The sequence below is a fragment of the Arenibaculum pallidiluteum genome, assembly GCF_017355985.1.
In the GTDB taxonomy this organism is placed as follows: domain Bacteria; phylum Pseudomonadota; class Alphaproteobacteria; order Azospirillales; family Azospirillaceae; genus Arenibaculum; species Arenibaculum pallidiluteum.
Genome location: NZ_JAFIQU010000001.1, coordinates 268,153 through 280,572 on the forward strand (window position 1 = coordinate 268,153; position 12,420 = coordinate 280,572).

The 12,420-nt window shown below is 70.5% G+C and carries 11 protein-coding genes; 10 read left to right on the plus strand and 1 reads right to left on the minus strand.

What is annotated here, in order from left to right:
- Positions 1-13: 13 nt before the first annotated feature.
- Entirely contained in the window at positions 14-442 is a 429-nt protein-coding gene (locus tag JUB13_RS01280; protein ID WP_207476518.1) for a flagellar biosynthesis repressor FlbT, read from the plus strand.
- A gap of 86 nt (positions 443-528) precedes the next feature.
- Here JUB13_RS01280 and JUB13_RS01285 read toward each other — a convergent pair whose 3' ends face one another.
- Positions 529-1,011, minus strand: coding sequence for a hypothetical protein (locus JUB13_RS01285; RefSeq protein WP_207476520.1), 483 nt, complete (start codon positions 1,009-1,011; stop codon positions 529-531).
- Positions 1,012-1,475: 464 nt separating this feature from the next.
- On the opposite strand from JUB13_RS01285, the gene sciP reads away from it, so the two are divergent.
- The 9 genes from sciP to JUB13_RS01330 all read left to right on the plus strand — a co-directional run bounded on the left by sciP (position 1,476) and on the right by JUB13_RS01330 (position 12,386).
- A complete protein-coding gene (gene sciP / locus JUB13_RS01290; RefSeq protein WP_207476522.1) occupies positions 1,476-1,778 on the plus strand; it encodes a CtrA inhibitor SciP in 303 nt (100 codons plus the stop codon).
- A gap of 257 nt (positions 1,779-2,035) precedes the next feature.
- Positions 2,036-3,706: a flagellar basal-body MS-ring/collar protein FliF gene (gene fliF, locus JUB13_RS01295; protein ID WP_207476524.1), complete on the plus strand. Its 1,671-nt coding sequence runs from the start codon at positions 2,036-2,038 to the stop codon at positions 3,704-3,706.
- 122 nt (positions 3,707-3,828) lie between these two features.
- Complete coding sequence (locus JUB13_RS01300) at positions 3,829-4,629, plus strand: FliH/SctL family protein (RefSeq protein WP_207476526.1); 801 nt, start codon at positions 3,829-3,831, stop codon at positions 4,627-4,629.
- 45 nt (positions 4,630-4,674) lie between these two features.
- Positions 4,675-5,001 (plus strand): flagellar motor switch protein FliN, encoded by a 327-nt coding sequence (fliN, locus tag JUB13_RS01305; protein ID WP_207476528.1) that lies wholly within the window; start codon positions 4,675-4,677, stop codon positions 4,999-5,001.
- 25 nt (positions 5,002-5,026) lie between these two features.
- The gene (locus tag JUB13_RS01310; protein ID WP_207476530.1) at positions 5,027-6,526 is read left to right on the plus strand and encodes a sigma-54-dependent transcriptional regulator; all 1,500 of its coding nucleotides are present in this window, start codon (positions 5,027-5,029) and stop codon (positions 6,524-6,526) included.
- A gap of 93 nt (positions 6,527-6,619) precedes the next feature.
- Entirely contained in the window at positions 6,620-8,689 is a 2,070-nt protein-coding gene (gene flhA / locus JUB13_RS01315) for a flagellar biosynthesis protein FlhA (protein ID WP_207477405.1), read from the plus strand.
- Between the two features lie 31 nt (positions 8,690-8,720).
- Positions 8,721-9,737, plus strand: coding sequence for a flagellar biosynthesis protein FlhF (locus JUB13_RS01320; protein ID WP_207476532.1), 1,017 nt, complete (start codon positions 8,721-8,723; stop codon positions 9,735-9,737).
- Positions 9,734-10,534: a MinD/ParA family protein gene (locus tag JUB13_RS01325; RefSeq protein ID WP_207476534.1), complete on the plus strand. Its 801-nt coding sequence runs from the start codon at positions 9,734-9,736 to the stop codon at positions 10,532-10,534. The genes JUB13_RS01320 and JUB13_RS01325 overlap by 4 nt, the downstream gene beginning before the upstream one ends.
- Before the next feature lie 7 nt (positions 10,535-10,541).
- Entirely contained in the window at positions 10,542-12,386 is a 1,845-nt protein-coding gene (locus JUB13_RS01330; protein ID WP_207476535.1) for a hypothetical protein, read from the plus strand.
- Positions 12,387-12,420 lie beyond the last annotated feature (34 nt).

Below are 12,420 nucleotides of genomic sequence, written 5' to 3' on the forward strand. Positions count from 1 at the left end.
AGCAGGCGTGGTCATGATCGATTCCATCGAGCTGAAGAAGTTGCCCCTCAAGGCCGGCGAGACCGTGCTGGTGAACGGCACCCCAATCCGGTTGGAGGGTGGAGAGCTTATGGTGCCGGCCTCCGCCAAGGTGGTCACGCGGGCGCAGCTCCTGAAAGACGTTGCGCAGGCGAACACGGCGACGAAGCGGATCTACTTCATCCTCCAGGCCATGAGCCTGGACCCCACCAATGGCGAGGCTTACCGCCGCGACCTCATGGCGCTCATCGACGACCGCGCCGAGAACAGCACGCTGGTGCCCGTCCTGAAGAGCCTGGCGCTGATTGCCGAGTTCGCCCGGCTGGGCGACAACGCCAGCGCCCTGGAGATCTGCCGCCATCTCATCGATTTCGACGACGCAGTCGTGCGCGACTTCCCGGCGACGGCAGAAGCCGCGGCCTGAGCATCGAAAGTAGACGGGTTCATACGGAAACGGCGGCTCCCCCTGGGAGCCGCCGTTCTCTTTTCAACATCCTTGCCGCGCAGCCATCAGGCCGTAAGGCTCGCACGGGATGTCACCGGCGTTCCGGCGGAAGGTCCGGACGCCGTGCCGGGCTCGATCTCGCCACCGGACGTCCCCGCCGCGTCGCGGTGCGTGTCGACGCCGCCGGCCGCGGTGCCGGGCACCTCCCCCGGCTTGGCGCCATCCTTGCCGAAGATGCGTTCCAGGGCCTGCTCGGCCTCCTGCTGCTGGCGCTGGCGGACCGAGGCCCGATACGCCTCGAGCTGCCGCTCGGTCGGGTACTGGATTGTCACGTCGCCGGTATTGACGTCTCGGAACGTGATCACGGTGCGGTGGGACTCCGCGTCCAGACGGACCACCGGGCTATAGTAAGGGCCGTTCGATCCCGCCCCCTCGGGCAGCTTGTCGGGATCCGGCAGCGCGTCGGACGCCCCGGACGGCGGCGCGAGCCCGGGCGCCAGCGGCGCCAATGCCGTGTCCCCGCTGCTGGATCTGACTGCCGCGATCATGGCCGTTTCGGGTCCATAGGATACCTCGAACTAAAAGATGAGCAGAAGCAGGGGAGTTGTCAAGTTTCTCTACAAATCCTTAACGCGGCGGCGTGACGCGCTTTAAGGCGGCAGAAATCCTGATGGCGCCCCCGATCCGACGACGGTTCCATTCGCCTTCCGCAACGGCACTCGACGCACAATCCTCAGGCAATTTGGGTTAAACCTATCGATTGACTGCAGAACCTCCATCGCGACTTGGCGATACCTCGGCGATCGCGTGCGCACGTGCCGAGTGACGGTCGAAGGCGAGGATTTCCGCCATTGCAGCACCGGCCTCCTCCGCAGAAGGGCCGCATGGAAGGCATGGCGCTCATCGCGCCCATACCTCCTTCGATAGGGGGAAATTAGGGTTTTATTAAATCGCGGTTCGCATACTCCCGGCAGTGCGGACCAGGAGAATGAACCGCGAGGTTGTCTCTCTGATGACAGCGATTTTGAACGATGCAGGGGACGCCTTGGGCGATCTCCCTGCGGACGACATGACAGAGGCCGACTTGCCGCCCCCCGACACGAAACGTTGGGTGATGCGCCGCAAGGCCGAGGTCGTGGCCGGAGTCCGCAGCGGGCTGATCAGCCTCGAGGAAGCCTGCCGCAGGTATACCCTGTCCGTCGAGGAATTCCTTTCCTGGCAGCGGCTGATCGACAGCCATGGCGTTCGTGGACTGCGCGCGACGCGGCTGCAGGACTATCGTGCCGGGCTCGGGAAGTCCGGCCCGGCGGAGTGACCGCCATCGCCTGAGGACCATCGCGCGGGCGGCGCCGCGCATTCCTGCCAACCTCCCGCCGGAGGGGCCTCGATCCGAGTTCAGCCACCGCCCGACGCCTTGCGCGGCATGACGCGAAAGGGCGCCGCTAGGCAGGACTTGCCTAGCCGTTAACGCCTTATTCACGAAAAGATTACTACCCTTTCTCGCGGTCGGAGGGAGGACCCGCGGCCTTCGCCGCGCGGGCCGGACCATCCGCCTCCGTCCGGGGATTGCGCGTGAACAACCTGCTCCAGACTTTGAGGAACCTCGGCCCCGTCCGCCTTGCGGCGATGGGGATCGTCGCGCTCGGGCTGATCGGGTTCTTCGTCTATCTGACCACGAGGCTCTCCAGTACCAAGGAGATGGCCCTGCTCTATGGCGAGCTCGATCGCGCCGACGGTGGCGCGATCGCCCAGAAGCTCGAGCAGATGCAGGTTCCCTTCCAGGTCTCCCCCGACGGCACGCGAATCTCGGTACCGGCCGAGCAGGTCGGCCGCCTGCGCATGAGCATGGCGCAGGCCGGCCTGCCCTCCGGCGGCTCCATCGGCTACGAGATCTTCGACAAGCCCGAGGGGTTCGGCACCACCGCCTTCGTGCAGAACATCAACCACCTGCGCGCCCTTGAAGGCGAGCTGGCGCGCACGATCCAGACCGTCTCTGGCGTGCAGCAGGCGCGGGTCCATCTGGTCCTGCCCAAGCGCGAGATGTTCTCGCGCGAGACCCAGGCCGCCACCGCCAGCGTGTTCCTGAAGCTGCGCCCAGGCGCCCGGCCCGGCCGCGAGCAAATCCAGTCGATCCAGCACCTGATCGCGGCCGCCGTGCCGCAGATGCAGCCGGACCGCGTCTCCATCGTCGACGACAAGGGCTCGCTGCTCGCCCGCGGCACTGGCGCCGAGAACGAGGACCAGATGCAGGCGACGGCCCAGGAGCGGCGGCTCGCCTACGAGCAGCGCGCAGCACGGACCATCGAGGACCTGCTGTCCCGCACGCTCGGCTTCGGGAAGGTCCGCGCGGAGGTCTCGGCCGATCTCGACTTCGATCGGATCGTCACGAGTTCCGAGATCTTCGATCCCGACAGCCAGGTCGTCCGCTCGACCCAGACGGTCAACGAGAACAACGACTCCACCGAGCGCAACAACATCGACGCCGTCACGGTCGCCAACAACCTGCCGACCGCGGAGGACTCCGCCTCGGCCGACAACGCGACCTCGCGCACCCGGGGGGCGCGCAACGAGGAGACGATCAACTACGAGATCAGCCGGACGACGCGTAACCACGTCCGCGAGACCGGACAGGTGCGCAGGCTTTCCGTCGCGGTGCTGGTGGACGGCACCTACCGCACGGCCGAGGGCGGGCAGACCGAGTACGTCGCCCGCCCGCCCGAGGAGATGCGCCAGATCGAGGCGCTGGTGCGCTCGGCAATCGGGGCCGACCCCGTGCGGGGCGACACGATCGAGGTCGTGAACATGCGCTTCGCCGCGCCGGAGGGCGAGTTCGCCGCCGATGCCGGCACCACATTCCTCGGCATGCAGCGGGACGACCTCTTCCGGATCGCCGAGATGGCGGTGCTCGCGATTGTCGCCGTGCTCGTGATCCTGCTCGTGATCCGGCCGCTGATGGCCCGCGCCTTCGAGCGCAGCCAGGAGGTCGCCGAGGAGGAGGAGGCCGAGCGCCTGCTGACCGACCAGAGCGCGGCGCAGCCGCAGCTTATGGGCCCCGGGGCGCTGGCCCAGGATCTCGCGCTGGAGGACGCCGCCATGGGCGACGAGCTCGAGCAGATGATCGACATCAACCGCGTCGAGGGCCGCGTGCGCGCCTCCTCGCTGCGCAAGGTCGGCGAGATCGTGGAGAAGCACCCCGAAGAGGCGGTCTCGATCATCCGCAACTGGCTCTACCAGGAGACGTGAGTTGAGGATGCCCGCACTCCGTCATGCTCCGCCGCCGCACGCGAGGCGCGTCCGATCCGCTTCCGCCGCGCCGGCGGGCCGCCGGGCGTCGCCCGCAGCGGCCGTGCGTTAGGGCCTCCGCCATGTCGACCACCCGCAGGTTCCTTTTCGAGACCTCCTTTGACGACGGGTTCCGGCCCTTCGAGGCGATGCCGGCGCCCCCGCCCCCGCCGCCCAAGCCGGAACCGGAGCCCGTCGAGGAGCTGCCGCCGCCCGAGCCGACCTTCAGCCAGGCCGACCTCCTGCAGGCGCACGAGGACGGCTACGGCGACGGCTTCGCCGCCGGCAAGGCAGCCGCCGAAGCAGCGGCCGCCTCCCGCACGGCGGCATCGCTCGCCGCCATCGAGGCGGTGCTGGCCCGGCTCGTCGTCCCGCTGGAGGCGCAGACCGCCGAGCGCCGCGAGGCCGCCGTCCAGATCGGCCTTGCGATCGCGCGCAAGCTGCTGCCGCAGGTGGCTCGCCGGCACGCGCTGGCCGAGATCGAGGCCATGATCGCCACCACGGCCGCCGAGATGATCGACGAGCCCCGCCTCGTGGTCCGGGTCGCCGACGAGATGCTGGAGGAGGTGGCGGCGCGCATGGATGCGCTGACCACCGCCCGCGGCTTCCAGGGCCGTGTCGTGCTGCTCGCCGATCCGGCGCTGGGCTATGGCGACTGCCGCATCGAATGGGCCGAAGGTGGCGTCGAGCGCTCCGGTGAACGGATCTGGCGCGACATCGACCGCGCGGCATCCCGGCTGCCCCAGGCCGCAGGATCGTCCGATCCTGCATCGCCCGCCATGCCCGGCTGCGGAGCCGAGGCAGCGGATCCCGCGCCCCGGGCCGCACGCACGGCCGAACCGGCCCCGGCCGACAGCGCCGAAGAAGCGCTGGCGGCGCCGTAACGTCACGATCGCAACGCCCCGATCCGGGGCGACAGGAGTTCCCAGATGGCTACCAAGGACAGCTTCACGCTCGACGAGCTCGACGCCGGTCGCGGCGATGTCGGCGAATTCGAAGGCGGCGCGGTCAGCAAGGACCTGGAGGCCGTCTATGACATCCCGGTCCAGATCTCGGCCGTGCTCGGCAAGGCGACCATGCAGGTGAGCCAGCTGCTGAAGCTCGGCCGCGGCGCCGTCGTTGAGCTCGACCGCAAGGTCGGCGAGGCGATCGACATCTACGTCAACAACCGTCTGGTCGCCCGCGGCGAGGTCGTCGTGGTCGAGGACCGCCTCGGCGTGACCATGACCGAGATCATCAAGTCGGACCGGTCCTGACAGGACCCCGCAGGAGCACCATCCCATGCGCTTGCTGATCGTTGGAACGCTGGAAGGCTACATCACCGAGGCCGGGCGCATCGCGCACCAGCGCGGCGCCAAGGTCTCCCACACGGACAGCATCGACCGGGCCCTCGAGGCGCTGCGCGGCGGCCGCGGGGCGGACCTGGTGATGATCGACGTGAAGTTCGACGTGGGGCGTCTCGTCGAGAGTCTGAAGGCTGAGCGCATCAGCACGCCGGTGGTGGCCTGCGGCATCGGCACCGACGCCCAGGCGGCGGTGCGCGCGATCCGGGCCGGAGCGAAGGAATACGTGCCCCTGCCGCCCGACGCCGAGCTGATCGCAGCCGTGCTGGAGGCCGTGGCGCAGGAGAGCCACGCCATCGTCAGCCGCGATCCCGCCATGGCCGACGCGCTGCGCATGGCCGACCAGATCGCCCCGTCCGACGCCTCGGTCCTGATCGCCGGCGAGAACGGCACCGGCAAGGAGCTGATGGCCCGCCATATCCACCGCAGGAGCCGGCGCGCCGACCAGGTGTTCGTCGCCGTCAACTGCGCGGCCATCCCGGAGAACCTGCTGGAAAGCGAGCTGTTCGGCCACGAGAAGGGCGCCTTCACGGGCGCCGTCGCGCGCCGCATCGGCAAGTTCGAGGAGGCCAATGGCGGCACGCTGCTGCTGGACGAGATCAGCGAGATGGACATCCGCCTGCAGGCCAAGCTGCTGCGCGCCATCCAGGAGCGGGTGATCGACCGCGTCGGCGGTACCAGCCCGGTCAAGGTGGACATCCGCATCCTCGCGACCTCGAACCGCAAGCTCGAGGAGGAGGTGCGCGCCGGCCGCTTCCGCGAGGACCTGTTCTTCCGCCTCAACGTGGTGACACTACGGCTGCCCTCGCTGCGCGAGCGTCCCGCCGACATCCCCGTCCTGGCGACCCATTTCGTGAAGAAGTACAGCGAGCTCAACGGGCTGCCGGAGAAGCCGATCGCGCCGGCCGCGCTCGACCTGCTGTCGCGCCATCACTGGAGCGGCAATGTGCGCGAGCTCGAGAACACCATGCACCGCGCCGTCCTGCTGGCGCGCGGCCCCGTGATCGAGCCGGACGCCGTGATCCTGACCAACGGCACCCGGGCCGAGCCGCCGGCGCCCCAGGCGCCCGCCTATCAGGCACCGGCCTATCAGGCGCCGGCGGGTTACGCCTCCGCCGCGGCATCCGCCAGGGCCTCGGCAGGGTACGCCGCCTATGCCGGCGGGGGACGCATCATGGCCCCGCCGCCGCCGGCAGCCGACCAGGCCGGCGCCGTGCCGGGCGCCGCGGTTGCGGCGCTGGTCGGCCGGACCATGGCCGATGTCGAGCGCGACCTGATCCTCGAGACGCTGAACCACTGCCTCGGCAACCGGACCCACGCGGCGAACATCCTCGGGATCTCCATCCGGACGCTCCGCAACAAGCTGCAGCAGTACCGCGACGAGGGTCTTCCGATCCCGCTGCCGGGCGGCGGCGAGCTGGACCGGGCCGCCCTGTGACGGCGCGGCCAGGCATGGGGGTGACTCTGGAGGACAGCCGTGACTGACACCAGCAGCGCGCGCGCCGCGGGGCTGAACCCCGTCGGGATCCTGATGGCCGCGAAGGCCATCATGAGCCGCGGCGACGTCGCGCTGGCGCTCGGCATCGTGACGATCATCGTGATGATGATCATCCCGATGAACAAGATCCTGCTGGACCTGTTCCTGGCGGCCTCGGTCACCTTCTCCGTCATGATCCTCATGACGACGATGTTCATCCAGCGGCCGCTCGACTTCAGCTCGTTCCCGTCGATCCTGCTGATCTCGACGCTCCTCCGGCTGGCGCTGAACCTGTCGTCGACGCGGCTGATCCTGACGGACGGGCACAACGGCACGGATGCCGCCGGCCACGTCATCGAGGCCTTCGCGAGCTTCGTGATGGCCGGAGACTTCCTGATCGGTGTCGTCGTCTTCTCGATCCTGACCATGGTCAACTTCGTGGTCATCACGAAGGGCTCCGGCCGCATCGCCGAGGTCGCCGCCCGCTTCACCCTCGACGCCATGCCGGGCAAGCAGATGGCGATCGACGCCGACCTTTCCGCCGGCATGATCGACGAGGACGAGGCCCGCAGGCGGCGCAAGGACCTCGAGGAGGAGAGCAAGTTCTTCGGCGCCATGGACGGCGCTTCGAAGTTCGTGCGCGGCGATGCCGTGGCCGGCCTGATCATCACCGTCATCAACGTGGTCGGCGGGATAGCGGTGGGCTACCTGCGCCACGGCCTGGGCGCGCTGGACGCCGCCGACATCTACGTGAAGCTGACCATCGGCGACGGGCTTGTCTCCCAGGTCCCGGCGCTGATCGTCTCGATCGCGGCCGGTATGCTCGTGTCGAAGGGCGGGGGCTCGGGATCGGCCGACCAGGCCGTCATCGGCCAGCTCACCGCCAGCCCTACGGCGCTCTGGATGACCAGCGGCATGCTCGGCTCGGTCGGGCTGTTCCTCGGGCTCTCAGGAATTCCCTTCGTGCTGCTCGGCGCCGCCGCGGGTGCCGCGGCCCACTACCTGCCGCGCCAGCGCGCGCGCAAGGAGGCCGAAGCCGTCGCGAGCGAGGCGCGCCAAATCGCGGCGCCGACCGCGCCCGTCGCGGAGGAGCCCATCGCCACTGCCCTTTCCATCGACCTGCTGCGGCTCGAACTCGGCTATGCGCTGCTGAGCCTGATCAACTCCGAGCAGCCCGGCGCCCGCATGACGGACCAGATCAAGGGTCTGCGGCGCCAGCTCGCCAGCGAGATCGGCTTCGTGATGCCGTCCGTGCGCATCCAGGACAATCTGCAGCTTCCGCCCAACACCTACGTGATCCGAATCAAGGAAATCGAGGCCGGCCGCGGCGACATCCGTCCCACCATGCTTCTGGTAATGGACCCCCGCGGCGAGCCGATCGGCCTGCCGGGCGAGCAGACGACGGAGCCGACCTTCGGCCTGCCCGCCATGTGGGTCGACGCAACCTACCGCGAGGAGGCGCTTTTCAAGGGGCTCACGGTGGTCGATCCCTCGACGGTGGTGGTTACCCACCTCACCGAGGTGATCAAGGACAACATGGCCGAGATGCTGTCCTATGCCGAGACCCAGAAGCTGCTGGACGAGCTCGACCGCGCGCACCAGAAGCTGGTGGCGGACGTCGTGCCTGCCCAGATCACGATCTCCGGGCTCCAGCGCGTCCTGCAGAACCTGCTGGCGGAACGCATTTCCGTCCGCGACCTCCCCACCATCCTGGAGGGCGTGTCCGAGGCCTGCGGCTTTACGCGCAACATCACGAACATCACCGAGCACGTCCGTGGCCGGCTGGCGCGCCAGATCTCCGACGCCAACACCAACGAGGCCGGCGTCATCCCGCTGCTGCCGCTCTCTCCGGAATGGGAGCAGGCCTTCGCGGAGGCGCTGGTCGGCGAGAGCGAGGAGCGCCAGCTCTCCATGGCTCCGACACAGCTTCAGCAATTCATCACCACGGTGCGCCAGACTTTCGAGCGCCACGCCATGATGGGCGAGACCCCGGTCCTGCTAACCAGCCCCGGCATCCGCCCCTATGTGCGCTCCATCGTCGAGCGGTTCCGCCCGGCGACCGTGGTGATGTCGCAGAACGAGATCCATTCCAAGGCCCGGATCCGGACCCTGGGACAGATCTGAACGGGAGAACGTGCGGTGAGAGGTCACTGACGTGCGCTTGAAGAGCTTCCATGCGGCGAACATGGCGGAAGCCATGCGTCTCGTCCGGACGGCGCTGGGCGACGACGCCATCATCGTCGCGACGCGCGAGGAGGAAGGCGGCGTTCGCGTCACCGCTGCAATCGACGAGGGCGCTCCCCCTGTCCCGCCGCCCGCCCCGGCGGCGCGCGCGGCGGCGGTCCAGGCGCCGCAGCCCCTGCGGCTGCCCGAGATCGATGTCACGGACCAGGTGGCGGACGCGCTGCGCCGCCACGGCACGCCGGCGGCCGTCGCCGAGCACGTGCTGGAGCTCGCGGCACAGGTCGACACCGACGATGCACAGCAGGCGCTGGGCGCCGCGCTGGAGCACCTCTTCACCTTTGCCCCGCTGCCCGAGGCGCGCTGCCCCCAGCCCCTGATGCTGGTCGGCCCCCCGGGCGCCGGAAAGACGTTGACCACAGCAAAGCTCGCGACCCGCGCTGCTCTGCGGGGGCGCAAGGTCGGCGTCGTGACGACCGACACCGCGCGCGCCGGCGGGGTCGACCAGCTCGCCGCCTTCACCCGCCTTCTCAAGGTCCAGCTCGTCGCGGTGGAGGACGCGCTGGCTCTCAGCGACGCGCTCACGGTGTTCCATGGTGTCGAGCAGGTGCTGGTCGACAGCGCCGGGCGCAATCCCTTCGATGCCGATGACATGGACGAGCTGGCCGAGCTCGTCCATGCCGGCGGGGTGGAACCCGTCCTTGTTCTTCCCGGCGGCGGCGACCCGGTCGAATCTGCCGAGATGGCGGCGGCCTTTGCCGGGCTCGGCGCCCGCCGCCTGGTGGTCACTCGCCTCGACATGACGCGCCGCCTGGGCGGCCTCCTGGCCGTCGCACTCCATGCGGAGCTTGGTTTCTCCGAGGTCAGCATCACGCCCAAAGTCGCCGAAGGCTTGACACCGCTCGATCCGATGTCCTTGGCACGCCTCTTGCTCCCCAGTGCCCGAGCCGCCGCAGACCTACCCGCACAGCAAACGGGGACCTTCTCATGACCGACCTGTCCACCGCGCTTTCCAGCAACCTCATCCCGCTGCGGGCTCACAACGTCGTGGCCGTGGCCAGCGGTAAGGGCGGCGTCGGCAAGACCTGGCTCTCGATCACGCTGACCCACACCCTGGCGCGGCTCGGGCGGCGCTCCGTCCTGTTCGACGGCGATCTCGGCCTCGCGAACGTGGACATCCAGCTCGGCCTGACGCCCGACCACGACCTCGGCGCCGTGATCGAGGGCGGGCTGCCCCTGGCCGCCGCGGCCGAGCGCTTCGACGAAGGCGGGTTCGACATCATCGCCGGCCGCTCGGGGTCGGGGAACCTCGCGAACTTGACCCCCGCGCGCCTGACGGAGCTTCGCCGCGACCTGCTGCAGCTCTCCCGCGAGTACGACGCCATGGTGATCGACCTGGGCGCCGGCGTCGACCGGACGGTCCGGCACCTCGCGGGAATCGCCGGGACGACGCTGGTCGTCACGACCGACGAGCCGACCTCGCTGACCGACGCCTATGCCTTCATCAAGGTGTCGCGGCAGTCGAACCCGAAGGCCGATCTGCGAGTCCTCGTCAACATGGCGGCCTCCACCCGCGAGGGCGAGCGGACCTACGGGACGATCCTGAAGGCCTGCCAGACCTTCCTCAAGTTCGCCCCGCCGCTGGCCGGCATCGTGCGGCGGGACCAGAAGGTTCGCGACGCCATCCGCGCGCAGACGCCGCTGCTGGTCCGCTCGCCTTCCGCCGACGCGGCGGCCGACGTCGCGGCTGTCGCCCGCGGGCTCTTCCGGTCGCCGGACCCGCGCTGAGGACGGCTTGAGCGGCGTCGCCCCCACCACCGCACCGGCCCCGGGCGGCGCCGCCGGCGCCGGAACGGGATCGGTGGCGGGCGCGCCGGTGGCAGGCGCCGTCCAGACCGCCGGCGAAGCGGTGCTGGAGACGCTTCCCGCGAAGCTCCAGGTCCTCGAGCGCGCGGTGACCATCGGGGCGGCCGTCCTGGGGCCCGCCGAGGACGGCACGACGCGGCTGCGCACGCCGCTGGGCGAGGTGGCAATCCGCACGCCGACTGCCCTTCCGCCGGATCGGCACCTGATGCTGCAGATCGGCCCGGGCGAGCCGCCCACGCGGGCGGTCCTGCTTCTCGTGGCTCCGCCGGCCGCGGGCCAGGGGCAGGCCGCCCAGCCCGGCAGCGCGCAGCCCCCCGTCACCGGCGTGCCGGCATCCGTGCCGTCCGGTCCTGCGTCCCCGTCCTGGAGCGCGCCGATGCCGCCCGGGGCCTTGCCCGACGACATCGCGGCCGAGATCGCCGCCGCGGCGCGCCCCGCCGCGCCCGGCACCACGCTGCCCGGGACCGTGCTGACGGTCCCCGCCCCCCCTGCCGCGCCGCGGCCGCCGCCATCCCAACCGGCCCTTGCACCGCCAATCGCCACGCCGGCCGCCGCCGCCGCGGCCTACGGCATACCGACGCTGCCGGTGCAGGCCTGGCCGGCCCCGCCGTCGCAGGATGCCGCAGCGGCCGTGATGTCCGCCGCGCCAAACGCGCCGCTGACGGCCGCCCCGGTCGCGGCGGCCTTGCCGGCAGCGCCTCAAGAAGCCCCCCAGGGCCTGCCGCCAGGCACTCCTTCCCCGGCTACGCCTCAGGGACCGCCCCAGGCGGCGGCACAGCCGGCAGTCCGGCCGATGCCGCAGGCCGATCTCCAGGCCGGCGCCGCACCGCTGCCCGCCTGGCTGCGCGCCGGGGTCCCCGTCGACATCCAGGTGCTGTCGCTGCCGGCCGCGCCGGGCATTCCGGACGGGCACGGGCTGCCAGCTCCGCCGGTCGGGACGGCGCTGTCCGGCACTGTCGCCTCTTCGGTTCCGGGCGGCCAGACGGTCGTGCTGACGGCGCAGGGCCCGGTGGCCGTCCAGACCCGGACGACCCTGCCGCCCGGCACCACCGTCGCGCTGGCGGCGGCCACGGCCGCGCCGGCGCCTGCCGCTTTCGATCCCATGCGCGGGCCGGACTGGCCGAACCTCAGGCGCGCCTTCGAGACCATCGCCCAGAACGACCCCGCCACCGCACGTGCCGTCGCGCTCCAGGTGCTGCCGCAGGTCGCGCCGCGCCTGGCGGCGACGCTGTCCCACTCCATCCGCGCCGTGCGCGATGGCGATGCCCGCAGGTGGCTCGGCGAGCGTGGCGCCGCGGCTCTGCTGGCCGCCGGGGGCGAGAAGGAGATCAGCGGGCTCGAGGAGGACTTCGGCAGGCTCGCGCGGCAGGCCGCCGAGCCGCTGCCGGGCGACTGGCGGGCCCTCTCCCTGCCCTTCTCCGACGGCGCCGAGATCGGGCGCATCCAGCTCTTCCTGCGCAAGCCCGTCGACGAGGACGCCGAGGCGGACGAGCAGCGGTCCGGCCAGGGCGGCGCCCACCGCTTTCTTGTCGAGGTGGATCTCAGCCGGCTCGGGCCGCTTCAGCTCGACGGGCTGATCCGCGAGAAGCGCTTCGACCTGATCCTGCGCTCGCGCCAGCCGCTTCAGGCCGAGATCAGGCACGACATCCTGCGCATCTTCACCGAGACCGTCACGGCGATGGGGATGAGCGGCTCTGTCTCGTTCCAGCCCGGCGAAAGGAGCTGGGTCACGGTCCAGCCCGCGCCGCATCCGATCCGGGGCCTGCTGGCCTGAACAGGCCCAGCACGCTCCGGTGCTGCGGGACGCC

Excerpts from the sequence above, each read along its gene's own strand:
- JUB13_RS01280 (WP_207476518.1), top strand. The coding sequence starts at position 14 with ATGATCGATTCCATCGAGCTGAAGAAGTTGCCCCTCAAGGCCGGCGAG.
- JUB13_RS01285 (WP_207476520.1), bottom strand. The coding sequence starts at position 1,011 with ATGATCGCGGCAGTCAGATCCAGCAGCGGGGACACGGCATTGGCGCCG.
- sciP (WP_207476522.1), top strand. The coding sequence starts at position 1,476 with ATGACAGCGATTTTGAACGATGCAGGGGACGCCTTGGGCGATCTCCCT.
- JUB13_RS01300 (WP_207476526.1), top strand. The coding sequence starts at position 3,829 with ATGTCGACCACCCGCAGGTTCCTTTTCGAGACCTCCTTTGACGACGGG.
- fliN (WP_207476528.1), top strand. The coding sequence starts at position 4,675 with ATGGCTACCAAGGACAGCTTCACGCTCGACGAGCTCGACGCCGGTCGC.
- JUB13_RS01310 (WP_207476530.1), top strand. The coding sequence starts at position 5,027 with ATGCGCTTGCTGATCGTTGGAACGCTGGAAGGCTACATCACCGAGGCC.
- flhA (WP_207477405.1), top strand. The coding sequence starts at position 6,620 with ATGGCCGCGAAGGCCATCATGAGCCGCGGCGACGTCGCGCTGGCGCTC.
- JUB13_RS01325 (WP_207476534.1), top strand. The coding sequence starts at position 9,734 with ATGACCGACCTGTCCACCGCGCTTTCCAGCAACCTCATCCCGCTGCGG.